Raw genomic sequence first — 26,694 nt, forward strand, 5'->3', positions numbered from 1 at the left:
GTATGCGGTAATACAGAACTTGCCTTACTATCTGTTTTTTAATAGATAAAAATCACAACTGTATCCTGTATACAATTGTGCAAATTACATCTTGGTGTGAGGATTTATGGTGAGAACGAATATTGGGCGGAAATTGGTATTAGTCGGAGCAATTCCCTGGATGACTTTGCTAGGGGCTGGGGCGATCGCCGCTGAGCCTGAAGCAAAAATCGTGAATTCGATCACTCCGATCGATTCCATGCGGATAGCGCCTACAGATGGCATGGAACAGGTGAGATCGGTATCCCAAATCGCTCCACTGGACGAAGCATCGTCTAGCTCGATCCCGGTCGCACCCGGAATGCTTCAAGTCACCTCCGTATCCCAATTGACGGATGTCAGACCCACCGACTGGGCGTTTCAAGCATTGCAATCCTTAGTCGAGCGTTATGGCTGTATTGTCGGCTATCCCGATAAAACCTTTCGCGGCAACCGCGCCACCACTCGGTTTGAATTTGCCGCCGGTCTAAACGCCTGTCTCGACAAAATTCAAGAATTGATTGCCGCCGCCACCGCAGATTTTGTTAAAAAAGAAGACTTGGAAGTGGTTAAAAGACTGCAAGAAGAGTTTGCAGTTGAATTGGCAGCCCTGCGCGGTCGGGTAGAGTCTCTGGAAGTGCGAACCGCAACTTTAGAAAAACAGCAGTTTTCTACTACAACCCGGCTCAACGGCGATGTCTGGTTTAACTTGACGGCGGCGGGGGCTGGACGAGATGTGCTAGCAGAGCGATCGCTGGCGAACCCCAATAACGTTAACGCTCCTCCATCTCGCATCAATGGTCGCCCCTCCCGCACTTTGCGAGATGCACCCGAAACCACGTTTGGGTTCTACACCTTCTTAACCTTAAACACCTCCTTCACGGGTAAAGATCAGCTAGTCACTCAACTGGTGTCAGGAAATGGCTTTTCTCCAGCAAACCAGTATGTCTCTGCTGGATATTTCAACTCTTGGGGCACCCCATTTCTCGATCAAACAGGGGTTCCGAGCGCTGGCACCGTAGCGATTCGCGAATTGTCCTACACCTTTCCTGTGGGCAAAAAACTGCGAGTTGCCGTCGGTCCTCGCTTAAACTACTACAAATATTTTGATGGCAATCGCTTTACCTTCTTTATGACGGGGGCAACTAGCTTTAACTCCAATGGCAGCACCCTGCTCAATGCCGTCGATCGCGGGTCGGGTGCAGTACTGATCTACACGTTCAATCCTCAGTTCAAGTTCACCGCTGCCTACATGGCAGAAAATACTGAGTTTCTCAATCCTTCTATCAACCAAAATGTGGCGTTCAACACGTCTAGCAATCCGGCGGAAGGGCTATTCAGAGGAACCAACACCCTTTCAACCCAGCTAGATTTCACCCCAACCCGTAACTTTACGCTACGGTTGATCTATGCCCGGACGAATCTCAGACCTTATAACGGTTTTATTGGCGGTGCGGCTGGGGAACCTCTGCCTTACGGACTGGCAGATGACGGGTTTGGCGGAAGATTGCGAGACTCCACCGCCAACACGTTTTCCGCAAACTTTGATTGGCTTGTAACCAAAAACTTTGGGTTGTTTGGACGCTATTCCTATGGAATTACCAATATCAATCCTAGAAACCTCAACCGGGCAGGGGGAGATGTGAGAGTGCAATCATTCCAGGTTGGTTTGGGCTTTCCAGACTTGCTCAAAAAGGGAGCTTTGGGAGTCCTTTCCTTTGTAGTGCCGCAAGATTATAAGGCGGGAACTCGGTTTTTACTGTCTGGGGCTGGCGATCGCGGCATTCAGTATGAAATTGAAGCCTCTTACTACTATCCCTTAACCGACAACTTGGCGCTGGTGCCTGCCTTTTATGCCATCATCAACCCCAATAATTTTGATGCAAATCCCACGGTTTTTGTGGGGAATCTGCGCGCTCAGTTCAAATTTTAGGGAGATGTGATGTCTTTGCTCCAGCGGTATCTTGCTAATCTCCATCTCCCCAATCATCCAAGCAGGATCACTCAACAATTTCTTGCTTTGATAGGCTGCTTGATTGACTCACTTTGTATAAATGGAGGTGTATATGATTGCAACGATGCCGCTGGTGGTGAATGGCGATCGCCTAAACCAAAGTATTGATGAATTAGCCGCGATCGGCAAACTGGAAAATGGCGGTGTTTGCCGGATTGCCTTTACCACTGAGGATTTACTCGCCCGTCAGTTAATTCAGTCCTGGATGATCGAGGCTGGCATGACTGTGCAGATTGATGCGGCGGGCAATATTATCGGTTGCTATGCCGGAACGAAAGCAGGCGCAGCCTCCTTGGCAACTGGTTCTCACATTGACACAGTACCCGTCGGGGGTCGGTATGATGGCTGTCTGGGTGTACTCGCCGGACTCGAAGTGGTGAGAACCTTAAACGACAATAAAATTCGTTTGAACCATCCGATTGAAGTGATTGTGTTTAGCGATGAAGAGCGATCGGTGATTGGCTCTAAAACGATGGCAGGGGAAATTAAGGAAGCACCAGAACACTACTGTCGTTTGGATGGCACCCCGATCCAGCCTTGTTTAGAAAAAGTAGGCGGAAACTGGGAGCAAATCGCTCAGGCTAAACGCGATCGCAGTGATATTGCAGCTTTTGTGGAACTTCATGTAGAGCAGGGCGGCGTATTGGAGCATCGACAGGTTCCTCTCGGCGTGGTCACGGGCGTAGTCGGGCAATATCGGTTTGCCGTGGATGTGGTGGGTCGCCCTAATCATGCGGGCACAACACCCATGCATATGCGGAAAGATGCCCTGTTTGCTGCCGCTCAAATGGTGGTGGCGATTAACAAAATTGCCGTAGACACTCCAGGGGATCAGGTGGCAACAGTAGGGTTTATGAATGTGTATCCCAATGCAACCAACACGATTCCCGGCAAGGTGGATTTTCGGATTGACCTGCGTGATTTATCTCAGCAAAATTTGGAGTTTTTGAAAGGGCAGATTGAGCAGCAAATTCGGGCGATCGCGGCGGAAACAGGCACCGAAATCACCCTGCGCCAAACCTTGCACATTTTACCCACTCTCGCCGCATCCCACATCATGGATGTGATCGAAGAGGTCTGTCAGGAAATGAACCTAGCCTACACTCATCTCCCCAGCCGCGCCGGACATGATGCCCAAGAAATTGGGCGCATCACCGATATGGGCATGATCTTTGTCCCCAGTCGCGCCGGAATCAGCCATTCTCAAGACGAATACACTACTCCCGAAGAATGTACCCAAGGCGCGAATGTCCTGCTAAAAACCTTTTTGAAACTCGATCGCCTTTACGACTAGTAGACTAAGGCTTAAGTTCAGTCATGCTTGCTCAGACCTTGCTGAATGCATTTGTTGCAGGCTAAGTCTTAAAACTTTGAAGAAGGACGAAATTCCTCAAGCTGATTCAAACTATTCATGGTCAAAGCTGAATTTGTAGTTAACCTCAGCATCGACTATTGAGCGATCTCCAACAATGCAGGCGATCGCTCTTTTCTCGTTTAGTCTAAACTCCAGTTTGAAGTGCCGATCGCCAACTTGTATAGCCTCGCGGCATCGCTGCAAGAGACAGGTTTGCATTTAAGCCAGGAGAGCTTAGAGAAATTCGGATTGGCTGACGAATCGACATTGAAACAGGAGGAGCTACCAGGGACATTGCAAATTACCTTTATCCACAACGAACCCGACTTGCTTCGAGCGGTGCCAGAGGTGCCAGGATAAGGTCTGATTGGTCGATACCCCGCTCGCCGCGTGGATTCTGTGGGGTTTCATGGGTACTAACCCTTGCCTTCCTCCACAATTAGGGTCGTAGAAGCCGATCGCCCAAATTCCTCTGGTGCATACTGCAAGTGAGCTTCGGCACCGGGATAGATAAAAGTGCCGGGAGTAACCGATCGCACTAGGTAGTGCAGCGTATACACACCCGGATTGAGGCGATCGCCAAAGGCAACAATTCGGTCTTTGTAAATGGTTTGGTAATTCACCTCCCAACTGTCCCCTTTCGCTTTGAAGTAGGGCGTGGAGGTTTGAAAGCTGTTATCGACTGCTTCAAATCCGGCAGGCAACGGATCAGTGATCACCACTTGATCCACCGGATGATCGGTGATGATTTCCAGTCCGATATCATACACCTGACCCACGGGCACTTTCAGCGAATCGATCGCGTAGAGTCCGGTGGTGTGAATCGCTTGCTCTTGATTGGCAGGGCGCATACTGCGGGTAATTCGCAGCCCATTCAGCCGACCGGGTTGGCTGCCTTGCAGTCGATAACGATAGGCGACGAGATAGTGCAGGATGCCGTTACCCGCCTTTTTCAAGGTTAAGTCATTTTTGCCACGGGGCAACTCGGCAAGGGGGACTGTAACGTTGGTGTTTGGCTTTTGGTAGCCCTGAAACTGAGCGTTTGCCAGGGTTTTCCCGGCGAGTGTTGCTGTTGCCGTAAAGTTGGGCGGCGTGGGTTGAAGTTTGCTGGTTTCAACTAAAGCCGTCAGCGCCTGGGCATTGTCATAAGTACTGTGCCAGGTGCCGTTGCGCCGCTGGTCGAGCAGTCCTTGGGTGAGTTTAGCAATCGCGTCAGGTTTCGCTTTTTGAGCGATCGCCAGTTTTAGCGCCTCTGACTGGGTTGCCGTGGGCGAACTCAACCAACGCCAGCCTTGGGGTAAATTGACCTGCGCTGATCGCCCGGTTTCGGTGGTGATTTCTCGAAACTCTGCGGCAATGGCGTTTGCCTCTTGCTGCCAGTCGGGAAATTGGGATAGATACCGCGCTAGTCTGATTTGATCAATCGGATCAAGCTGAGCGCGTTGGGCATAAATATCTGCCAAAAACTCCGTGCGCTTGTCGCCTAAATCTGCCAGAGCAATCAGGGTTTGCAGGCGCAGTTGGTTCTTGCACAAGGTCTGTTTGCAGAAGTCGTATTGTCCTGGATCGGCGAGAGTTTTACTAAGATAATTCCGCAGTGTGGGGAAGGTTTGCGCTTGGTTTACCTGGGCGATCGCTTCGGCAGCATAGGCGGTCGCAAAGGGATCAGATTTTTCTGCACCTGGATAGGCAGCAAACCCACCATCAGGTTTTTGTAAGGCGTTTAGCTGATCGATAGCACTGGCTACTTGTTGACTGGGGTTAAAGTCGCTGAAGGTTTGTCCATAGGTTTGGGAGAGGGTTTGCAGGCTGGCAGCGATCGCGAGTCGGCTGGCGGCAGGTTCGGCAAAGGGTAACGGATCGTCTAATCCCTGTTGGGCAGGAGCGGTCAGTTGGGGAATTAGAGAACTTGCCAGGGAAATATCTAATCCTCCAGCATCCGTGGCAATGTTGTTATCAACATTTAAGGGAATGGTTGCCTGATTCTCGGTGGTGCCTGTCTCTACGACTTGTTCCGTTACGGTAATGGGTTTCACCTCCAGCGGCACCTCAAAGGCATCTGTTTCACCGTTCAGTTGAGTGGTGAATTTTACTTGAGCGGTGCCCGGTTGACCAACGATTACGGGAAAACGGGTAGCGCTGGTTCCGGTGCTTGCCTGCGTCTGCTGGGAGCCATTGGAGTTATCAAACTTGAGCGGCTCGGTGACAGTTCCATTCACCGCCATCGTTCCAGCTTGCCCCGTGTTATTGGTGACAGACACTCCCGCCTGGAAGCGATCGCCCGGTCGGGCAAACTGCGGCAGGATGGGATTGCTGACCACGGGCTGGCTGGTGATAAACGTCGTATCGCCATTGCCAAAGTTGAGGTTGCCATCGGTTGCCACCGCCATCACTCGCCAAGTGGTTAAGTCATCCGGCAGGGTGAATTTCACCTGAGCTTTGCCGTTGGCATCGGTGAGAACTGCGCCGTTGTAGTATGCCAGCGGTTTGAAATCGGTGCGAGTGCGAGTGTTCGCGGCTCCAGCAGATAAGCCACCGCCATAGCCCCAGCCTTTTTGTAGGGGTGAAGTCATGGGACTCAGCACGACATCAGGGCGATTATCCGCAAGGCGGGTGGAAATGGGCTGTTCGGCGAAAATGGTCTTGACCAAATCAGGCGGACGGTAGCCGCTGAGCTGTAGCACCGCTTCATTCACCACCATGACGGTAAATTGCCCTTTGGCAGGGTTGCCTGCCGCATCTTTCAACATCAGGTTCAGGGTTTGCTCGCTGCCAGGTTGCGCGGGTGACGATGCCTCCGAGCCAACGGTGGGCTGAATTTCAACGTTGAGGTAGCGATCGTCCAGTTCCGTATTAAACGGCGTAAAGCCGATTTTCACTAAACCATTCAGGCTACCCGGTTCCGTTTGCTCTAAGGGTTTGCCTTGGCGGATTAACACGGCTTCCACAGCGGCATTGGGCACCATATCCGGTGTGACGGTGAACTGGATTTGGGGCGCACTGCCTTTGACCTTCGTTACGGTTTGATAGAGCGTGTTGTGTCGTACGACCGCAAAGTACAACTCGGCTTCAGGATAGGGCGACTGAATGATCGCCGTTGCCACTTCGCCCAAACGATAGCTTTTCTTATCCAGCTTCACTTCCAATCGATTGTTGGTATAGCGATCGCCCCAAAAGGTCGGCTCGTTGCCCGTTGCCCACAGTTGCACCTCAGTTGCCGCCGCTTCGTTACTGTTGTTTGCTAGGGTTGCCCGAATCCGATAGGAGCCAGACTTAGGTGCGGTTAGTTGCGCTTTTTCAGTCGCTTTGGCATCCTGTCCAGACTGCACCTCGGTCGTTGCAACGGTTTTATATTCCACCTGGTTTTGGGCAGTGCGACTGCCTTCCACCACACGGGTAATGTTGCTGTAGGTCATGGATTGCAGTTCTAACCGCACTTTCTCTTGGATGGGTTTGCCTGCTGCATCGGTAACAATCACCTGTACCGGAAACTCTTTGCCTGCTTCAGCCACGAAATCGGTTTTCAAACCAATCAGGCGATCGCTGGGCAGCGCCACAAAGGTTTGGGAATCTGCCACGGACAGATTTGACACATCCGACACTTGAGCATCGACTCGATAGGTCATCGGATAGGGCAAGTCCTTCGCGATCGTGAAGTTCTGGGTTGTTTGCCCCTCTTTGCTTAAAGTTTGAGTGGTTTGCAGCACATCACTCGGCACTTCCGGCGCTTCTTCGGGCCACAGCCAACGTCGTCCAAACGAGTAGCCATCCCAGCCTTGGGGCGCAAACTCGGTTTGTTGACGGGTGACAAAATACTTCGCTTCGCCGCCTTCCACGGGTGCGCCAAACAAGTAGTTGCTTTGCACGTTCGCGTCAATTTTTTGATCCGGGAGCGCGATCGCTACAGGAGCCGAGGGCGCATCGGGTTCAGGGATCAACTCTCGGGTGGTGGTGGTGCCTTTGCCGTCGCTCACGCCGCTGAGCGATAGTTTCACCTTGAAATTGGGCGGCTTAAACTCGGCAACCCGAAAATCTCCAGTAATTTCAGCACCGCTGTCCCCTTTTGCCCGAATGGTATAAGTCCCCAATGGCTGCGTTTTTTCGAGCGGTACTTCCAATGAAAACGTGCCAAAAGCGTTCGTGCTTTGGTTATCTAGCTTCTTCTTCTGCCCATCGGGACTTTCTACGGTGACGGCATAGCGAGCGTTTTTATCTTGTTTCAAAGTGCCGGATTGAAGATAGTAGGCGGCTCCTGTAAAGTGAGCCGTTTCGCCCGGTTGATAAAGCTGGCGATCGCTAAAAATCGTCCCCCGCGACAAGGGCTTGCCGCTCTCCCAGCCACCGTCCACGCCGTAGCCATACGCGCCGCTATATTCATCGGTGCGGGTGAATGCCCAGTCTTTGCCTGACTGAGCGATCGCCAGTAAGGGCGGTGCCGCCTCCGCACCAGACGTTCGACATCCTTGAAACTGATCTGCGTTTAAGCTCAGCATTCCAGCCGCATCGGTTTTACCCGTGGCGCAAGCTGTGGGCGTGGAGCGTTCTTTTGCCTCCAGTTGGGATTTATAAATTTGCACCGTTGCATTGGCAACCGGAGCGCCATCTGAAAGACGATGCACCCGTACCAAGCCAGAATCGGGGAACCACTGAGCAAACACACCCAAATTGGTCACCTGCACCATGCCATAGAACGTTGGCTCCCGCTTTTCCTTTTCCGCATCAGTGATGCGCGCCTGCACTCCATACGCCAGCATTCCCGTCGAGTTGTTCAATAGCGTTTGCAGCGGCACCGTGGAGTCTACTGCTTGATTCTTTTGGCTCTGTACCTTGCTCGTCTTCCAGTTAGACAAGTTGGGCAGGAAGCCTTTGCCGTTGGTTGGCGGATAAGCAGAATTGACATAGACCAAATCTGTCGGCTGGACGATCGCAAACGCAGATCGGTACTCAGACAAATTCACCGTTGAGATATTCAATTGCAGTGGAGTCGTGCCGTTCGTCGCCGTAGGGAAAATATGCAAGTCGGAGGGTGCCCACAGATCGGGTGCGGTGTCGCTCGTTTGATAATTCACCGTTGTTGGCTTGCCCAAGGTTTGCCCAAATTTATCTTTCAGGTCTGCCCCAATGGTGATGCTGTAGTTCGTTGCTGGCTCCAGTGCCCACGGGTTCAAGCTAACCACGCGATCGCCCTCATAAGCTCTGACCAGCGGCACCGTTTTGTTTTTCGGTTCAGGGGAGATGGAAATCTGGGCGATCGCCGACTCCGCCTCCAAGGGATTGTTAAACTCCAACTGTGCCGTCCCCTGAACAAACCGCCCAGACGCAGAGTTTTGATCCGGCAAACCAAAGGCAGTTTGCTGCTGAAACGCCAACGGCGCGTAGGTTTCCACTCGGCTAGTAAACGATTCTTCACTGGGTAAATTTCCCTTCAGCGGACGCAGACCGGGCGTAATTTCCAGCGTGTAGGGGGTCGCCTTGTTCAAGGCTGATTCCGGCTCCAGCGTATAGACCCAGCTTTGAGTGGAGGGATCAAATTCGGCTTCTGGGTTAGGCGTGTCGGTTCCTTCCGGCTGCTTCTCTAATGCCACTTTCAGTCCTACACCGTCCGTTTGTCCCGCTTCTTTCAGCTTGGCGTGTTCTTTCAGTGAAGTCTGGTCGAGTTCTACGTTAGAAAAAACTTTTAGCACAGGTTTAGTATCCACAGGGTCGGTTGCCACCTTGGGGCTGTCCGCACTGTAAGACGTGGGTAGGTCAGTGAGTTTCAGGCGATCGCTTTGAAACGTCCAGGCAAGATCTTGAGCTAGCTTGTGATTCTTTAAATCTGCCAGTCCTGCTTTTAAAGTCACCCGCACCCGTGTTGCTTGGGGAATCGCCTCGTCTGCTTGAAACCCCACCATGCGGGGTGTAAGAAAGCGAAACTGTCCTTTTAATGCGGGGACTACTTCAAACTTTTGCAAAAGCTGTTGCTGATCTTTGCTTTCCAGGCTTTCCACCGGAATCAGCGCGTCCTTAAATCGAACCCGAATCTGCGCTTGGGGTTTGGCATTTCCAGTGGGGCTAATCTCCTCAATCCAGTCCGGTAGAGTGGGCTTTTCTAAGGCTGCCACCGTCGTTAGCACCTCTGGCGCTTTCGTTAAGGTCGTCGTGCTACAGCCCGAAAAGCTGACCGTGATGACGATCCCACATAAAAACAGAATCGGCAGCAAGAAGCGTTTGCCCAATCTCATACTCTCTCCCCACAGTGAACAGGCGATCGCGTTAACTCACGCAGCTAACCCTCATCCCTACTTTGTTCCAAGGGGCAATTCCTGTTAACTTCAATAATTCTTTACTTGATTCATGGTTTAACGAGGAGGCGATCGCAGTGAAGACCATTTGCGATTGTGATTTGTCAACTACCAGAAATTATTTTAGAAAAGTCGCTCGTCGTGTCAACTGCTAAATTCTTGCCTACAAAAATGCCTCCATTTCAGGAGGCAAGGTGTCATGATTGAGGTACAAATAAGCTCCAAGACTATTCTTTGGAGATGAAGTCTTGTCCCTGTTTGATCGCTTGCTGACCAATATTTCTGAACACCCACCCTAAAGCAAGTGCCAAGGGAAGAACAACAATGAGTAAACGCCAGTCCATAAAATACCTCTCAGCCCGTTAATAAAGTTTTTTGAATGATTCTCATACTTCTGTTTTATCGTATGTGAGTTCGTTTTACTAGCATTTCTATAAAAAGACTGGTTTATTAAAGGTGATGGATAGCTATACAGCTATACCGTTATTTTGCCTACTGAGGTTCACTCATGCATTAAACCCTAGGGTTGCTCCTTTACTAGCATGAGCAAGGGCGAGTTTCTCGTAGGTTTGAGCGTGTTTAATTAGATCAGCAACTTCTGTTTCCGCCAGTTCGCGAACTACTTTGCCGGGAATGCCCATGACTAGCGATCGCGGTGGAACATTTTTGGTGACTACGGCTCCCGCACCAATAATGCTGCCAGACCCAACTCTTACTCCGTTTAGCACGATCGCGCCGATTCCAATCAGGCAGCCTTGTTCTACATGAGCGCCATGAATTACAGCACGATGCCCAACGGTGACATACTCCTCCAACAGCGTTGGTTCTCCTGGATCGCCATGCAACACCGCTCCATCTTGAATATTGCTGCTTGCCCCAATTCGGATTTCCTCAACATCTGCGCGAATGATTGCGCCATACCAAATGCTGACTCCCTGCCCAACAATGACCCGACCTATGACGGTTGCATTCTCAGCAACAAAGGCTGCTGCCAAAAGATCGGGAGAATGCCCTAAGGCAAAAAGTGAGCCGCGATCGCTAAAATCATCCACGCAAGTTTCCAAATTTGAGTAAAAGTGTCGTTAGATTGCCTAGGAAGGCTGCAAACCTTTCTGAGTAATATAATAGAGCCATTGGCACTGATGCATAGACAGGCAAACCCGCCATCAATGATAAACCTTGCATTGCAATATCCGATTTTTGGTCCTGAAATTCAGTGCCCCCATTGCCGCCAAACAATTCAGGCGCTAACGCTGACAGATACCTATCTTTGCCAGCGTCACGGGGCATTTGAAGCAGATTCTCAAACCAGTGAACTCGTTCATCTACAGTCTGGACGGCACTGGAAACAGTGGGATAACGAATGGTATCGTCAACACACCCATCCTGATGGGATTCGGTTTGAAATTCATGAAGCTCTAGATCGACTTTATACCCAAGGCTATCGAGCAACCCGTGTCATTATTGCTAGCCGCTATAAAGAACTGATTAACATCTACTTAGAGCGCAGTGCGCCTTGGCGGGGTCAAAATGAACCGACGAAACCTCGTCTCTATGGTCTACCTGTAGAGTTTAGCTCCGATGCCGAACAAAATCCCTGCTGGGACGTGATTAACTTTGATCTAGAAAAAGAACCGGGTGCCCCCGTCCGATACCCCTACTTTCGCTTGTTTGAATAGGCTGGTTTCGTTAGGATATCGCTCGGCTGATGCGACACCACAGACGAGCGCTTACTTCATAGAATGTATTTGGAGCCATCTAGTGGTATGTATCGCAATTAATGCAACTGGAATCCACATAGAAATACACCATCAATGTTTTCGGAACGGCGTTGGGTGAGGTGCATCATACCAAACCTAGGCTGCAATTAACGAATAGTTATTTGGATGTTTCATCTATCCCCATTCTAAGATTCTGATTGAGTAATCAGCCCATCGCTATAAACCCGCAGTCGCCGCCCACGCCAGTAAACATTTTGTCCGTATGAACCCATCACCCAAATTGTGAAACTTAGCAAGTCGCGTAGTGGCACTGCCCACAGCCAGGGAATTAGATTAGGGGCAGCCATGCTGCGGATGGAAATCAGTATTTGAACATAGCGAACCAGAAAGCAAATTAGGGTAAGGGCGCTCGCCCACGTTGCAAAGCGAGATACCAACAATAAGGGCAAGCAAAACACAGTAGCATGGCAAAAAATCATTGAATAATACTGTGCGCCTCGATTAAATCGAATCGTCCGTGCCCAGCGTAATTCTCGTTGATAAACATCTCCAACGCTCTCTGTGCCCGTATCTGACTCCAGAACATAGCGCGATAGTTCCACAACATAGCCTGCGGTGGCGGCTCGTTTACCAATATTATAATCAGACCCAATCCGGTTCAAATGCAAGCCGCCGTAGTTAATCAACGCATCCCGGCGAGTTGCGATCGTGGTTCCGACAGCACACTTCAACCCTCCATCAATAGCCTGTGCAATCAATAAACTTGGAATAAAATCAAAGCAGCGCCCAAATGATGCGATCGCGGCACCCAGCGATCGTGGATTATGACCAATAAAGGCACAAGTCACCATGCCTACCTTTGCATCTAATAGGGGAGTAGTTACAATTTCAATATAATTAAGCGGAACGCGAATATCACTATCAACAAAAATAATCCAGTCATGCTGAGCCTCTTCTAACAAATAACTGAGACTACTGTCCTTGTAGTTAATCCCACGGGGTTTCAGCCCGGTAAAAACCCTCACTTTGTCTGGAAAACTATCCGCTAGAGCCTTAAGAACTGGAATCGCCGGATCGTGTGGATCAACAACTCCAAACAAAACTTCATAGTTGGTATAAGTCTGATTGCAAAGGGATGACCAATTTTCCCAAGCTCCTGCATCTAACCCACAGACGGGAACCAAAATAGAAACGGGAGAAAAAGCAGCAGGATTGAAAGGGGAAAAGTTCTCTAGAGTCTGGCTAACAGCCGTTGCTTGAGGTAAAGCAGCACTCGAACCAAAGAACCGACTGGTAAAAAAGGCACATCCCAAATAAAACGCGACTCCTCCAATGATCAATAGTCCAAACATCACTTTCAAAACAATCATTGTTCAGATCCACAAGGATTTCAGTTGACTTCTAATTTTCACTCACTCTATCGGACTAAGAATTTTTGTCTCATGCCCATACAAAATATAACTACTACATTTACGTTTTATACTCATTTTCTTAGGTAAACTCCTCGGCGCTTGAAACTCAGTGCCTAGTAATTATGACTTTTTATCACCAAGTTGTATTTTGAAGCCAATCAATTAAAACGGAACAAGCTCCCAGATTGCATGAGAGAACAGTAGAAGAGAAGAATCTCAAATGGATAATTTTTTCTAAGAATCGTCTACCTTAATTAAGGTGTGATGTGGTGCTTTAAGATTTATTATCCCGGTGCTTAAGCGCATCTTTGTAACTCTTTAAAAAACCGTAGAAGTATCAAAATATTACTTCTACGGCAGTTGTGTAAGTTTTCAAGTCGCTGAGTACAGGAAGTCAAACGTTCTATAGATAGGCTTTATAGAACTTTCAACTCAACCAAAAAGCGGCGTTCACAGGCGGATTACTTTTTTCGCTTAGGTTAGTGATGGGAGGTTCGGCAAGCTCTTCTAGCGCCTGTAATTCTAGCTTCTGTTCAGCCTGCGTACTCCAAATCATGTCAGTCAGGAGCCAGTTAGAACGTTCAAGCGTTACGGGGTGAGGAGGTTCTTGCATAAACGACGAGTCCCCCTTAGCATGAGCCTGAACCAGATCAACAATCCAAGGCAAAAAATCTAGGAGTTGATCGGGCAAAACAGTCAGTTCCAATTGCCATTTCTGATTGACACCCCTAAAAGCCTGCGCCTGTCGAGCAAAACCCATGTTGCCAGCCCCTTTATTAATTGCAACCCGCAGAATAAAGGGACGCTTAACCGCTAGCTCATCAGGAGCCGTGTAAGCATAGATGTTTAGATAATTAAGCTGTTCTCGGTCATTTAGCCAAGATGCAACGAAGGATATGCTGTTGTAAGAACTGCCACTAATTTTGACAGGTACTTGCATTGCAGACACAAACTGAGTGTAGAACTCAGTTCTAAGACTGGAAAGGACACGGATAGATTCTGGAGTCATATCGTGAAATCTTGGATGAGTTCGATTATTACCACCCAGACTGATTGCCGTTAAGTCTTTTATTGGCTAAGTGATACAAGGTACAAACAAGGCAATGGATGAACTCAATGCAGCATTTACTTGTAGCGAAATAGAGAGTTCCGTTTACGCTGCTTATGCTTGGCAACAGCTTTGCGTTTTTCTTTTTCTAAGGGTGTTTCAAAATGCCGATTTTTTCGCATGTCTTGAAAAATCCCTGCTTTTGAAACCTGTCTCTTGAATCGGCGCAAAGCAGATTCAATTCCTTCATTTTCCCCTAGAACTACTTGAGCCATTCTAGCTATCCCTCATATGACTGTGAACTAAAAACATAAAATGCTCCAGCGGAGTGATGCAGCTAACTGGCTCTGCTGGAACTCTAAAATTTTGCTTGCCGAGTAGAGCTTAGAATCTGCGATCGCGGCTTCTATTATTGTCTCCACCCCAACCGCCACCTGACGAACCTCGTTCTTCTCTAGGCTTGGCTTTGTTCACTTTCAAATCTCGTCCCATCCATTCGGCACCATCCAGCGCCTCAATGGCGGTCGCTTCTTCGGCTTCTGTTCCCATTTCCACAAATGCGAAACCACGAACACGACCTGTTTCGCGATCAGTAGGTAGCTGCACACGTTTAACGGTGCCATACTCACCAAAAGTTTGTTTTAAGTCATCTTCTGCAACCTGATAGGACAGATTACCAACATAAATCGACATAAAGATCGTCTCCGAAACATAGAAAAGTGGATGAGGGTTAAATTCGGAGAGAGACACTCATGAACAGAAGCGCTTTGAACAGCCGAACATAATCACCTATTGGAGCATCATAGCATAGTGACAAAAGACCGCTTCATGTCTATTTTTGGTTGATTATGCTAGTGCCATAGTTTGGTTGAGTTCGTTTGGAGCGAGAGATGGATTCAGGATAGCACCATCTTTGAACCAAATAATACGACGAGTGCGGCGGGCAACATCAGGTTCATGAGTGACCATGACAACAGTCATGCCACTAGCGTTAAGGTCTGAGAAGATTTGCAAAATCTCTTCGGTCGTATGGGAGTCAAGTGCGCCTGTGGGTTCGTCTGCCAGTAGCACCACCGGTTCCCCGACGATCGCTCTGGCAATGGCGACCCGTTGCTGTTGTCCACCAGATAGCTGATTGGGTCTATTGTTGAGCCGATGCGCTAACCCAACTTTCGTTAAAGCTTCAGTGGCGCGATCTCGGCGATCGCGATCAGGAACATTGGCATAGACCAATGGCAGCATCACGTTTTCTAGGGCACTCAGTTGGGATAATAGGTGAAACTGCTGAAACACAAACCCTAGTTTGCGGTTCCGCACGTGAGCCAGAGCAGTGTCATCTAAATGAGATACATCTACATTATCTAGGTAATAGCGACCTGATGACGGCTTATCGAGACAGCCAATCACGTTCATCATCGTAGATTTGCCCGATCCAGAGGCACCCATAATTGAGCAAAATTCTCCTTCTTCTACAATTAAATTGACTCCAGCCAATGCACGGACTTCTGTTTCGCCAGAGCCGTAGATTTTATAAATGTCTTCAAGCCGAATGATAGTGGATTTAGGCATGGGAGGAGGGGTGGGAAGGTTTGAGGTTTGAATTGTATTTGAGGTTTGAATTGTAGGGGCATAGCATTCGGGCAACAATCTTTGGTTCGTTGCAAAGGGTTTTGCCCGAATGCTACGCCCTCCTCCTCTTCAAAATTGTTTAAGCGCTTCTGAGCGCAACGATCGGGTCAAGTTTAGCGGCTTGACGGGCAGGAACTACGCCGAAGAATAAGCCAATGCCACCGGAGACTCCGACTGCAACCGCGATCGCCACAGGAGAAACCGCCGCTTGCAGGGGTGAGATGGCAGCAACCAGCGTCACGGCACCAATGCCAACCCCTGTACCCAATAGTCCACCAGCAGCAGATAGGATTACGGCTTCGATCATGAACTGGATCAAGATATTTTGCTGGGAAGCTCCGATCGCTTTCCGCAAGCCAATCTCTTGGGTTCGTTCGGTGACGGAAACGAGCATAATGTTCATGATGCCAATGCCGCCTACTACCAGGGAAATTGCGGCGATCGCTGCCAGCATCACCGTCAGACCTCCGGTAATCGTGCCTACAATCGCCAGCACATCTTTTTGAGTTTGAACGGTAAAATCATCATCTCCAGTAATTTTGTGGCGGAGGCGCAGCAAATTGGTGATTTGGAACTCTGCGGCAGGAATGCTGGCTTCGTTTTTTGCGGCGATCGAGATGATGTTGACATCTAAGCCATAGGGGGAAGTGCGCCCCGACAGCCGATTTGCCTGAGTGGTAATTGGCACATAGACTGAATCATCCTGACTAGTGCCCAAAAATGCTCCTTTCGGTTGCATCACTCCAATCACGCGAAAGGTAATGCCCTTAATCCGAATTTCCTGCCCGATCGCGTCTTGATTGCCAAAAAAGCGCGTCGCCACATCTGCTCCTAATGCTACGACCTGAGTGTTTCGCTCCATATCCTGCTGGGTAATAAACCGCCCCTTTGCTATATCAAAGCTGCGAACAGACAGAAATTCGGGGGTAGTTCCTACCACTGTAGAATTGGTGTTGAGGTTGCGGTAGACGATAGGAAACTGGCTTTGTCGCTGCGCGGCTACAGCTTGAACAGAGGGAACTTGGGACGCGATCGCCTTGGCATCTTCCAACACCAACGTTTTGGGTAAATCACCACGAGGACCATTGCGCGCTTGGTTGGTGCCTGGAGAAACAAACAAGACATTGGGTCCTAAAGATTCAAACTGCTCTGAAGCTAGCCGTTGAGCGCCTTGACCAATGCCAATCACCGCAATCACCGACGCATTCCCAATAATGATGCCCAGCATGGTTAAGGTGCTGCGAAGTTTATTGGCGGTCAACGTTTTCACCGCCATCTTAGTGCTTTCTAAAAAATCCATGGCGCTTATTTCTTCTCCAATCCCTTCACAATGTCGTCAAGCTTCTGGCCTTCAGGCAACTGCACAAATACTGGGTCACCCGATTTGATGCCGTTGATAATTTCAGTTTCGTTGCCAATATTGGGACCAATCGTCACAGGCTGAAACTTAGGCTTGTTGTTGCTATCCGGTAGCAGTACGCCTGTTTGACCTTTTACCGTGACGATCGCTACCGTCGGCACCATCAACGAGTTATTAATCTGTTTGCCTAAGAAAGCCAGATCGGTCGTCATGCCAGAGCGCAGTTTATCTTTACCAGTCAGTAGTTTGACCCGCACTTCAAAGGTGATCACGCCCCGTTGGGTTGCATCTTCTTTTGCTTCAGGGGATACAAGGCGAACAACCCCTTTAAAGGTTTGGCTAGGAAATGCATCTGCTCGCAGTTCCACGGCTTGACCCTGCTTAATTTGTCCAATGTCTACTTCGGGTACTTTGGCGAGAATTTCTAAATCGTTGGCTAGAGTGACAATAGACGTTGCCGAAGAGGTGCTGGAAGCGAAACTGGTCGGAGTGACGAAATCGCCCTCGGTGGCATTTTTCTGAGTGATTACGCCAGAAAAGGGCGCTTGAATCACCGTGTCTTCCATCTGAGTGTCGATCTGTCGTAGGCTGGCTTGGGCAGCAGCAACTTGAGCGGCAGCTTGCTCAATTTCTTGAATTCGAGAGCCGTTTTTCTGTTGGGTAAGCTGTTGTTGCGAACTGGTATAGCGCGCTTTCACCTGTTCCAGATTCGCTCTGGCGCTGCGTTCTTCGTTGAGGACTTCATCCAGGCGATCGCGGCTAATAGCACCTTCATTTGCCAACGATTGATTTCGCCGCACTCGTGTACCTGCCAAGTCTAGCCGGGTTTGGGCAGCGGCGATTTCTGCTTGGGCTTGGCTAACCGATGCTTGCGCTTGCCCAATTGCTTCAGGACGATTCCCTGCTTTCAACAACGCCAAGTTTGCTTGAGTTCGCGCCAGTTCTGCTGAGGCTTGATCTCGCCTTGCCTCAAGTTCTTGACTATCCATCCGGGCGATGATTTGACCCTGCTGCACGCGATCGCCCTGCTCTACATAAAGCTTGGCTAATCGACCCGCTGTTTTCGGGTTCAAATTTAACCGCTGTACGGGCACTGCCTCACCGTTTGCCGCAATTCGCACCGTCACATCTTTTTGCTGTACAGGCACCGTATAGGTCGATAAATTTTGCTTAGGTGCTTGCCCATTAATGGCAAAGTAAGCGATCGTCGAAACGCCAACCAATCCAGATGCCAATAGCCCAACCGTCCAGGGAGTAGATTTTTTGCTGACTTTATCAATAAGTGGAAGTTGCATAGTCGTTAAAAGTTAAGAGAGAAAAAGAAGAGAGAAGAGTCAAGAAAAAACAGAGTTTGGAGCGATTACTGGTTAGGAGATAGATTGGAGAAACACTAGAGCAGGGTTTGCTGATGCTGTTCCCAGCGTTGGCTCATCAGGGTTAGCTCTTTCTCCCAAAATGCATGAATATCCCGCATTTCTTCTAACCGCTGACGTAGAAGCGGATCATTTTGCTCCAACAATTTCAAGCCTTGGTCAGCTAATTGCCGAAAAGCAGCAATTTGTGCCAAACGCTGTTTGCTGAGTTCAGACCAAGCGTTGGGCTTAATCCGAAAATAGTCGCGTCGTTGCCCTGGCAGACTAATCCGCTCAATTAAGCTAAGTTGCACCAATAGTCGGGTCATCGTACTAATGGAACCCTTACTTGCCTGCAATACTTCTGCTAGTTCGGTGGGGGACTGGTGAGGCGGATTGGAAATTAGTAGCCAGCCAAAAACACGCCCAGCCATCCGAGGTAAGCTCACCCCTTCAAACGAAAGTCCTACGGCTTCAATAAACTGAAAATGCTCTTCTGTAGTCAATTGCTCAGTTGGTGCGATCGCCACTGGCAACTGTTCTACTCCATGTCGTTGTGCGCTAATTACGGGGTTCAAGTTCACAGCACCTTTGAATTTTTGCCATGCACACAGCTTAACATATATTAGTTTTTTATGTTCAGCAATGACTAAACATTCTAAATAGAGAATTCAGTGCTGTTAGCCTTGCTCCCTCTTCTATTTTTGAGGTGTAGGTTCTGGACACTTCCGATTGGCAAAGTCGCATTGATAGATATGAGATTCTTGCCACGAAAGCGGGATTTCGAGCAAATCACGGGTTCCAGTTATGCCTTGAGCCATAAACAGCAACACAGCAACCGAATTTAAGGTTGCGTGGATAATCCGCCAGCGGTGGCTACGGTCTTGATAAATGTCTTGAATGATTGCGAGGGAAAAAATCATTAGCAAGGTAGCAGTCACACCAAAATAGAAATGGGAAACAAACCATTCATTATCTCGACGATAGATGCCGTCTTGCAGGCTAAGAACCACCAATGAAGCACCACACAAGGTTGCAAAAATGCCGCGCCAAAGTTTTTTCTGCACTCTATAAAGCATCACCAGAGAGCTAATAGTGACGACATACATCAATAAAATCAAGATAAATTTGAACGGGTCGGTGTTCCACAATTGATCCTTAAGAATTTTGCTAAACATCGGGCGAGTAATGCCGAGTAGCTCTACTCCAACGACCGATCCAGCTAACCAGCGTCCTAATTTCAAATGGTCTTGCCCTACACCAGGCGGAATTTTACTTTTTCCTTCTTCAGCCACTTTGAGCCGCCGTTCACGGGTTAACCACGCCATCCTCAGCACCATGCCGATGATTGGAAACACAACTGTGACTGCGATCGCTGGATGGACTAACCGCAGAACATCTGCAAAGTCGAGCATAGTAGCACCTCTTTAAGTTTTGCTAGACAAGTTAAAACATTCATAATGCGGAACATTCAGTTCATACCGAGTTCTGCTCCACGATAAGAATATTGGTCGTAAAAGTAGAGATGATAATCCTAGATTCCTTCAAAGGTACGATGCAAACGCAACAATGGATGTATGCAGTCAGTCTGTTTTACCTATTCGGTGGTTAGTTTAGGCTAGATAATCAAGGTGCATTGTCTTGGGAACTTTTCAAATAATTTTTTAAAAACTACCATCTGATAGGAATTAAAATCATCAACTAGGTTTGCGTCATAGGCGCGATCGCAAATTGTATCGTTCGCTTTCTTAAAGCTATAGCATCTCACAAAACAACGAACACCCATCGCCACCTCTTCGGCAGTGTTGTTCGGATAGACTGCCGAATCACATTAAAGGGGATGCCATCAGATCTCTGCAATAGATTCTCAATAAGCTGTCTTCTTGAAATTGAATGACGTTAGAATTATCATGGCAACATCAAATGCAAGCCTTAGCTTCAGAGGCGACTATGTTTTCCTACACGGCTGGTTCACTCAAATCGGAATTAAATTCAAAGGGCTGGCGATTGACCCCCCAACGGGAAACTATCCTACAGGTGTTTCAAACGCTGCCTAGAGGTAATCACCTCAGTGCAGAAGAACTGCACGACATATTAGGTCAGCGTGGGGAGCCAATCAGCCTTTCTACGGTTTATCGCACTGTCAAGTTGATGGCGCGCATGGGCATTTTGCGTGAACTTGAACTTGCTGAAGGGCATAAACACTATGAATTAAACTCTGCCTCACCTCACCACCACCACCATTTAGTGTGTGTGCAATGCAACCGCACGATTGAATTTGAAAATGACTCCATTTGGAAGCAAGGGCTGAAACAAGTTGATAGAGCCGGATTTCAAATGATCGATTGCCAACTAACGATTTATACTATTTGCCCTGAAGCTCTCAGAATGGGTTGGCCCGCTTCGGTTCCTAGCCATTGGATGTGTTCTCAATCCATTGCTAGTATGGAGCCGACCGAAAAATCTGAAGTTTCAAGTCCACAATCTTAGTTCACTGAATAGACACAATAAAATGGCTCCTGCGTAAATTACAGGAGCCATTTTTATGAAAAGATGCCTCGATTGACTAAGAGTCAGTCAAGATCTGGGAGTTAGTCAAGATCTGGCATTGATAGAACCGCTTCATCTTCGCGATCGATGCCTCTTTCAAAACCAGCAGCGGCAGCACGAGCGCGCCCTGCATGCCAAAGGTGACCCACCAGGAAGAAAAATCCCATCAGGAAATGGAATGATGCCAACCATGCACGAGGCGACACGTAGTTAAATGAGTTAATCTCCGTCGCTACGCCGCCTACAGAGTTGATCGAACCCAAGGGAGCATGGGTCATGTACTCAGCCGCACGGCGAGTTTGCCAAGGTTGAATATCATTCTTAATCTTGGTCAGATCCAAACCATTAGGTCCACGCAATGGCTCTAGCCAAGGTCCACGGAAATCCCAAAAGCGCATGGTTTCTCCACCAAAGATGATCTCACCAGTCGGCGATCGCATCAGGTATTTCCCCAAACCTGTAGGACCCTGTGCAGAACCCACGTTTGCACCCAAGCGTTGGTCACGAACCAAAAAAGTCATTGCTTGCGCTTGAGACGCTTCAGGACCTGTAGGACCATAGAACTCACTGGGGTATGCAGTGTTGTTAAACCACACGAAACAAGCAGCAATTAAACTCATCAACGACAGAGCGCCAATGCTGTAGGAAAGGTAAGCCTCGCCAGACCAAACCAAAGCGCGGCGTGCCCAGCCAAAGGGCTTTGTCAAAATGTGCCAGACACCGCCAGCAATGCAGATCAAACCGACCCAAATGTGACCCCCTACAATATCTTCCAGGTTATCCACACTGACGATCCAGCCGTCGCCACCAAAAGGAGACTTAGCTAAATAGCCGAAGATAATAGCAGGATTCAAGGTTGGGTTAGTAACCACACGCACATCACCCCCACCCGGTGCCCAAGTGTCATACAGACCACCAAAAAACATGGCTTTAGCGACGAGCAAGAATGCACCCAAGCCTAACAGAACTAGGTGATAGCCAATGATATTAGTCATTTGGTTTTTATCTTTCCAGTCGTAGCCAAAAAAGCTGGAATAATCTTCCAAAACTTCAGGACCACGAATAGCGTGATAAATGCCACCAAACCCAAGTACAGCCGAAGAGATTAGATGAAGAACGCCGATGACAAAGTAAGGGAAAGTATCAAGAACTTCACCCCCCGCGCCAACGCCCCATCCTTGGCTGGCTAGATGAGGAAGCAGGATCATTCCTTGCTCATACATAGGTTTTTCAGGAATGAAGTGGGCGACCTCAAACAAGGTCATTGCTCCAGCCCAAAAAACAATCAGACCTGCATGAGCAACGTGAGCGCCCAGCAGTTTACCAGACAAATTAATTAAACGAGCGTTACCAGACCACCATGCAAAGCCAGAGGATTGTTGGTCGCGACCAACGCCGGCAATGACTGAATTATTAGAGAGCGTTACCACGGGGAAGAACCTCCTCAGGGAAGATAAAGTTTTCGTGAATCTGGTCTTGAGGAGCCATCCAAGCGCGAATGCCTTCATTGAGCAGAATGTTCTTAGTGTAGAACGTTTCAAACTCAGGGTCTTCTGCGGCTCGGATTTCCTGAGAAACGAAGTCATACGCTCTCAAATTGAGCGCTAGACCAATGATGCCAATCGATGCCATCCACAGTCCGGTGACGGGCACAAACAACATGAAGAAGTGCAGCCAGCGCTTGTTGGAGAATGCAATCCCAAAGATCTGCGACCAAAAGCGGTTCGCCGTCACCATGGAGTAGGTTTCTTCGGCTTGGGTAGGGGAGAAGGCGGTGAAGGTATTGGAGCCTTCGCCATCTTCAAACAAGGTGTTTTCCACCGTCGCTCCATGGATGGCACAGAGCAAGGCTCCACCCAAAATTCCGGCAACGCCCATCATGTGAAAGGGGTTGAGGGTGAAGTTATGGAACCCTTGGACGAACAGGATAAACCGGAAGATGCCAGCAACGCCTAGGCTGGGGGCAAAGAACCAGCTTGATTGTCCTAAGGGATAGATTAGAAAGACGGAGACGAAGACGGCAATCGGACCGGTGAAGGCGATCGCGTTGTAAGGACGAATGCCGACCAACCGAGCGATTTCGATTTGGCGTAGGCAGAAGCCAATCAGAGCAAATGCGCCATGGAGGGCAACAAATGCCCACAAGCCGCCGAGTTGGAACCAGCGGGTCAGGTCGCCTTGAGCTTCGGGTCCCCACAAGAACAACAGGGAATGCCCTAGGCTATCGGCAGGAGTGGAAACGGCTGCGGTCAGAAAGTTGCAGCCTTCAAGATAGGATGATGCCAGTCCGTGGGTATACCAGGAGGTGACGAAGGTGGTGCCGGTTAGCCATCCGCCAATTGCCATGTAGGCGCAGGGGAAGAGCAGTAAGCCAGACCAGCCGATAAAGACAAAGCGATCGCGTTTCAGCCAGTCGTCAAGAGCATCAAACAGCCCTTGTTTTGCAGGCGCGCGCCCCAGTGCTACGGTCATGGATTCAAATCCTCTAGGGTTACTAAAAGTGCAAAAAATCTAGAGTGAAAGGCTCATATGTCTATACATCATAGGAGAAATCAGAAATTTTACAAACTGATACGAAGATTCTCATTAATATTTCAACATCAATGTTTAAATTTCACAGGTTTAAACTTTACAGGGATAAGCTGTCAAGCTGTGGCTTCTGATACAACAAAGCTGCGGGAGGCTTCCTATCCGATAAGATGAGGGAGAAAGAATATCTATTTATCTAGCTAACACGAACTGGTTGTATTTATGACCGCACAAACACCGTCTAAAGAACAGCAACTCCTACGGCAAACTGTGGTCGGCTCTCGTCGCGCCAGCAACTACTTATCGGCTGTTGTTGTCACCATTGGGGGAGTAGGTTTTCTGCTGGCTGGCATTTCTAGCTATCTCAAAGTAAATCTCTTACCATTTTCTGATCCTACCCGTCTGATTTTCATCCCTCAAGGAATTGCAATGGGCTTCTATGGCACCGCTGGCACTTTGTTTGCGCTGTACTTATGGCTAACTATTTTTTTGGATGTGGGGGGTGGCTATAACGAGTTTGATCGTGCCACAGGTCAAATCAAAATTTTTCGGTGGGGGTTTCCTGGCAAAAACCGCCAGATTGAGGTGACCTGTAAGACTGAAGATGTCCAAGCCATCCGAGTGGATCTGAGAGAAGGGATTAATCCAAAACGATCCTTATATTTGCGCGTCAAAGGGTTGCGAGACGTGCCCTTAACACGAGTGGGACAACCGTTGGCGCTTTCGGCACTAGAAAACCAAGGCGCTGATTTAGCACGCTTCTTGGGTGTTCCCTTGGAAGGGCTGTAGTCTGGGAAAAAGCGTCTGGACTGTTTTCAGACTCTTACATTAAGCTCCAGGCTAGGCTTGTAAAGTGAGATTCACTCAATTTTGACTGAATTGGTAGGATTTGTTAATTGGATAGCGATTATGAAGGTTTTTCGGCGTTTATTGTCATTTTTTCTAGTGCTAGGTGCTTTGACGATCGTGGGTTGTTCATCTCAGGTAACCACTGAAGCATCGGCGAGTCCGGCATCAAGTCCAACAGATACCCCAACGGCGATTCGTGAAACGATCCCTACGGGAATCGCAGCGGGTACGCAGCCGACTAACTTACCAAAACTGGAGGGCAAGGCGACTGTTGAGATGGTTGTCAAAGGTGAGCCGATTACCCTTGAAATAGATGGCGCGAACGCTCCAGTGACAGCCGGGAATTTTATTGATCTGGCACAAAAAGGAGTCTACACGGGCTTGGTTTTTCATCGGGTTGTGCGTGAGCCTCAACCGTTTGTCGTTCAGGGAGGCGATCCCCAAAGCAAGGATACTAATTTCCCATCTGAACGGTTGGGAACTGGCAGCTTTATTGATCCTGCAACGTCTAAACCTCGTTACATTCCTTTAGAAATTAAGCCTGTAGGCGCGGACAAGCCAATCTATTCTCAAACCTTTGCAACGGCAGGTATTACCGTAAAACCCAAACTCCGTCATACTCGTGGCGCGATCGCGATGGCTCGGTCTTCTCTCCCTGATTCTGCATCTTCGCAATTTTATATTGCGCTGACTGACTTAAGCTTTTTGGATGGCGACTATGCAGTGTTTGGCTATGTGACGAAAGGCATGGAAACGGTTGATAAGATTCAGCAGGGCGATCGCATCGAATCGATCAAAGTGGTCAGTGGCGGCGATTTGAAAAAAGGCGCGTGATCTAAGCAACTAGCCAGAAATGAACGGACGAACTGATGGTTCTACGCGGTTAACTGGTTGGCTGCGGATTTATATATGGATGTTGTAATCACGGGAATTGGGCTAGGTTCTGCCCTTGGCTCCTTAGAGTACACTTGGCAACATTTGCTTGCAGGAAACTCTGGTATTAAATTTCATCAGCCTTTTAGGGATCTCGATCCGTTCCCTGCTGCATTGATTGACACCCAGCCGATCGCCCTAAATGCTTTAACTGAGCAGGTTGTCTTCGCGGCAATTGAGGACGCAGGATTAGAACCACCTTTGCTTGACTGCAGTGTGGTAATCGGGTCTAGTCGGGGTCATCAAGCACAGTGGGAAACTTTGGCAGGGCAAGCTATTGATCAGCGTTACCAAAATGATAGACTGCGGGAATGGCTGAATACGTTGCCCAATGGGGCAGCGATCGCAGCGGCTCGACTCATTGGCACCCAGGCTCCAGTCTTATCGCCGATGGCAGCCTGTGCTACTGGGCTATGGGCGATCGTCCAAGGCTATGAACTGATCAAAACGGGGCAGTGCGATCGCGTGCTGGCGGGAGCCGCGGAAACCCCGATTACGCCACTCACCCTGACCGGATTTCGCCAGATGGGAGCTTTGGCAAAGACAGGAGCCTATCCGTTTGATCGCAATCGCGAGGGGTTGGTTTTGGGTGAAGGCGGTGCCGTGTTCGTGCTGGAATCTGCCGAGTTAGCCCACCAGCGCCAAGTCAAACCCTACGGTCAAATTATGGGCTGGGGGTTCACAGCGGATGGATATCATATGAGTGCCCCGAAGCCGAATAGTCGGGCGGCTGCGATCGCGGTTAAACAATGCCTCGATCGTAGCGGGTTAACTCCTTCAAACATTGGCTACATCCACGCCCACGGAACCGCCACTCAACTCAACGATCTCAACGAAGCCGCGTTGATCCAGCAGCTTTTGCCCAATGCTCCAGTTAGCTCCACCAAAGGTGCAACCGGACACACGATCGGCGCATCTGGTGCCATAGGTGCCGCATTTTGCCTAATGGCGCTCAAACACCAACAGTTGCCGCCGAATGTGGGGCTACAGCACTCAGATTTCGACCTAAATTTTGTCACCCAAACCCGCTCTGCCAAACTGGATCATGCTCTTTGCCTCTGCTTTGGCTTTGGTGGGCAGAATGGCGCGATCGCTCTAAAATCGTGTCTTTGAAATACTCTACAATTAATCACAGCATGGAGCTTTTAATTCAGAGTCGTCCTTACAGCAGCCCGCCGTCAGCGATCGCATTCTCCATACTTCCATTCAAATCCGGCAAGTGTATAAGTTTGAATAGCGATTTCAGCCCTTAAACGCTGGGTTTCTTAAGATACAAATTGTATCGAGTGGCAGGCAGCAAGGAACTCAATATTCTAGGTTTAAGCGCTTCTAACCTAACGTGTAACCCTTGATCTTCAAACAATCGTTTCCATCCAAGTCGCGATCGTTCCCAGCAGCGTTCATAGCGCTTATTTTTGGAAGCAAGCAGCACATATTTTTCGCGTAATCCGTTAGGCAGCCAGGTGCCCAATAACACATGATTATGCTCATCTTTCAGTTGAAAGCGGTTAGGAACTGAGATAAGTGCAGATCTACTCAGCTTTAAGACGCGGCTGATCTCGGCGGTAGAAACTGTTGAACGATAGCCTTCCCTATTGCCATTCAACTTTCCCACTCTGAAAATTTTGAACCGATCTAGGC

Annotated in this window: 23 protein-coding genes; 8 read left to right on the forward strand and 15 right to left on the reverse strand. The window is 49.0% G+C overall.

Features of this window, described 5'->3' with window-relative positions:
* Positions 1-106 precede the first annotated feature (106 nt).
* From AC1S5B_RS23650 to AC1S5B_RS23660, 3 genes are all read left to right on the forward strand, one after another.
* Complete coding sequence (locus AC1S5B_RS23650; RefSeq protein ID WP_482038118.1) at positions 107-1,951, forward strand: iron uptake porin; 1,845 nt, start codon at positions 107-109, stop codon at positions 1,949-1,951.
* Positions 1,952-2,084: 133 nt separating this feature from the next.
* Complete coding sequence (locus AC1S5B_RS23655; RefSeq protein ID WP_482038119.1) at positions 2,085-3,326, forward strand: allantoate amidohydrolase; 1,242 nt, start codon at positions 2,085-2,087, stop codon at positions 3,324-3,326.
* A gap of 222 nt (positions 3,327-3,548) precedes the next feature.
* Entirely contained in the window at positions 3,549-3,746 is a 198-nt protein-coding gene (locus AC1S5B_RS23660; RefSeq protein ID WP_482038120.1) for a hypothetical protein, read from the forward strand.
* A 56-nt stretch (positions 3,747-3,802) separates the two neighbouring features.
* Here AC1S5B_RS23660 and AC1S5B_RS23665 read toward each other — a convergent pair whose 3' ends face one another.
* The 3 genes from AC1S5B_RS23665 to AC1S5B_RS23675 all read right to left on the reverse strand — a co-directional run bounded on the left by AC1S5B_RS23665 (position 3,803) and on the right by AC1S5B_RS23675 (position 10,722).
* The gene (locus tag AC1S5B_RS23665) at positions 3,803-9,610 is read right to left on the reverse strand and encodes an alpha-2-macroglobulin family protein (protein WP_482038121.1); all 5,808 of its coding nucleotides are present in this window, start codon (positions 9,608-9,610) and stop codon (positions 3,803-3,805) included.
* A gap of 287 nt (positions 9,611-9,897) precedes the next feature.
* Entirely contained in the window at positions 9,898-10,014 is a 117-nt protein-coding gene (locus AC1S5B_RS23670) for a photosystem II protein Y (RefSeq protein ID WP_458651255.1), read from the reverse strand.
* 162 nt (positions 10,015-10,176) lie between these two features.
* Positions 10,177-10,722, reverse strand: a complete 546-nt coding sequence (locus tag AC1S5B_RS23675; protein ID WP_482038122.1) for a gamma carbonic anhydrase family protein — start codon at positions 10,720-10,722, stop codon at positions 10,177-10,179.
* Positions 10,723-10,839: 117 nt separating this feature from the next.
* Here AC1S5B_RS23675 and AC1S5B_RS23680 point away from each other — a divergent pair, with 117 nt between their 5' ends.
* The gene (locus tag AC1S5B_RS23680; RefSeq protein WP_482038123.1) at positions 10,840-11,349 is read left to right on the forward strand and encodes a TIGR02652 family protein; all 510 of its coding nucleotides are present in this window, start codon (positions 10,840-10,842) and stop codon (positions 11,347-11,349) included.
* A gap of 227 nt (positions 11,350-11,576) precedes the next feature.
* Here AC1S5B_RS23680 and AC1S5B_RS23685 read toward each other — a convergent pair whose 3' ends face one another.
* The 9 genes from AC1S5B_RS23685 to AC1S5B_RS23725 all read right to left on the reverse strand — a co-directional run bounded on the left by AC1S5B_RS23685 (position 11,577) and on the right by AC1S5B_RS23725 (position 19,607).
* Positions 11,577-12,761: a glycosyltransferase gene (locus AC1S5B_RS23685; protein ID WP_482038124.1), complete on the reverse strand. Its 1,185-nt coding sequence runs from the start codon at positions 12,759-12,761 to the stop codon at positions 11,577-11,579.
* A gap of 469 nt (positions 12,762-13,230) precedes the next feature.
* Complete coding sequence (locus tag AC1S5B_RS23690) at positions 13,231-13,812, reverse strand: hypothetical protein (protein WP_482038125.1); 582 nt, start codon at positions 13,810-13,812, stop codon at positions 13,231-13,233.
* Between the two features lie 116 nt (positions 13,813-13,928).
* A complete protein-coding gene (gene rpsU, locus AC1S5B_RS23695) occupies positions 13,929-14,126 on the reverse strand; it encodes a 30S ribosomal protein S21 (RefSeq protein ID WP_171573384.1) in 198 nt (65 codons plus the stop codon).
* Between the two features lie 109 nt (positions 14,127-14,235).
* Positions 14,236-14,544, reverse strand: coding sequence for an RNA recognition motif domain-containing protein (locus AC1S5B_RS23700; protein ID WP_482038126.1), 309 nt, complete (start codon positions 14,542-14,544; stop codon positions 14,236-14,238).
* A gap of 153 nt (positions 14,545-14,697) precedes the next feature.
* Positions 14,698-15,420, reverse strand: coding sequence for an ABC transporter ATP-binding protein (locus AC1S5B_RS23705; protein WP_482038127.1), 723 nt, complete (start codon positions 15,418-15,420; stop codon positions 14,698-14,700).
* A gap of 139 nt (positions 15,421-15,559) precedes the next feature.
* The gene (locus tag AC1S5B_RS23710) at positions 15,560-16,780 is read right to left on the reverse strand and encodes an ABC transporter permease (protein WP_482038128.1); all 1,221 of its coding nucleotides are present in this window, start codon (positions 16,778-16,780) and stop codon (positions 15,560-15,562) included.
* A 5-nt stretch (positions 16,781-16,785) separates the two neighbouring features.
* On the reverse strand, positions 16,786-18,135 hold the full coding sequence (locus AC1S5B_RS23715) for an efflux RND transporter periplasmic adaptor subunit (protein ID WP_482038129.1): 1,350 nt from the start codon (positions 18,133-18,135) through the stop codon (positions 16,786-16,788).
* 95 nt (positions 18,136-18,230) lie between these two features.
* A complete protein-coding gene (locus AC1S5B_RS23720) occupies positions 18,231-18,776 on the reverse strand; it encodes a GbsR/MarR family transcriptional regulator (RefSeq protein ID WP_482038130.1) in 546 nt (181 codons plus the stop codon).
* A 114-nt stretch (positions 18,777-18,890) separates the two neighbouring features.
* The gene (locus AC1S5B_RS23725; protein WP_482038131.1) at positions 18,891-19,607 is read right to left on the reverse strand and encodes a DUF4079 domain-containing protein; all 717 of its coding nucleotides are present in this window, start codon (positions 19,605-19,607) and stop codon (positions 18,891-18,893) included.
* A 478-nt stretch (positions 19,608-20,085) separates the two neighbouring features.
* Here AC1S5B_RS23725 and AC1S5B_RS23730 point away from each other — a divergent pair, with 478 nt between their 5' ends.
* On the forward strand, positions 20,086-20,682 hold the full coding sequence (locus AC1S5B_RS23730) for a Fur family transcriptional regulator (protein ID WP_482038132.1): 597 nt from the start codon (positions 20,086-20,088) through the stop codon (positions 20,680-20,682).
* 101 nt (positions 20,683-20,783) lie between these two features.
* Here AC1S5B_RS23730 and psbC read toward each other — a convergent pair whose 3' ends face one another.
* Both psbC and psbD read right to left on the reverse strand, forming a co-directional pair.
* Entirely contained in the window at positions 20,784-22,172 is a 1,389-nt protein-coding gene (gene psbC / locus AC1S5B_RS23735) for a photosystem II reaction center protein CP43 (RefSeq protein ID WP_482038133.1), read from the reverse strand.
* Entirely contained in the window at positions 22,156-23,214 is a 1,059-nt protein-coding gene (psbD, locus tag AC1S5B_RS23740; protein ID WP_482038134.1) for a photosystem II D2 protein (photosystem q(a) protein), read from the reverse strand. The genes psbC and psbD overlap by 17 nt, the downstream gene beginning before the upstream one ends.
* 279 nt (positions 23,215-23,493) lie before the next feature.
* Here psbD and AC1S5B_RS23745 point away from each other — a divergent pair, with 279 nt between their 5' ends.
* The 3 genes from AC1S5B_RS23745 (at position 23,494) to AC1S5B_RS23755 (ending at position 26,166) form a co-directional block, all read left to right on the forward strand.
* Positions 23,494-24,060 carry a photosystem I assembly protein Ycf4 gene (locus AC1S5B_RS23745; protein WP_482038135.1) on the forward strand — a complete coding sequence of 189 codons (567 nt, stop codon included), beginning with the start codon at positions 23,494-23,496 and terminating at the stop codon, positions 24,058-24,060.
* Between the two features lie 120 nt (positions 24,061-24,180).
* Complete coding sequence (locus AC1S5B_RS23750; protein WP_482038136.1) at positions 24,181-24,954, forward strand: peptidylprolyl isomerase; 774 nt, start codon at positions 24,181-24,183, stop codon at positions 24,952-24,954.
* 75 nt (positions 24,955-25,029) lie between these two features.
* Positions 25,030-26,166, forward strand: coding sequence for a beta-ketoacyl-ACP synthase (locus AC1S5B_RS23755; RefSeq protein ID WP_482038137.1), 1,137 nt, complete (start codon positions 25,030-25,032; stop codon positions 26,164-26,166).
* Positions 26,167-26,302: 136 nt separating this feature from the next.
* Here AC1S5B_RS23755 and AC1S5B_RS23760 read toward each other — a convergent pair whose 3' ends face one another.
* A complete protein-coding gene (locus AC1S5B_RS23760) occupies positions 26,303-26,668 on the reverse strand; it encodes a hypothetical protein (protein ID WP_482038138.1) in 366 nt (121 codons plus the stop codon).
* Positions 26,669-26,694 lie beyond the last annotated feature (26 nt).

This window comes from Leptolyngbya sp. CALU 1928, from assembly GCF_056784215.1.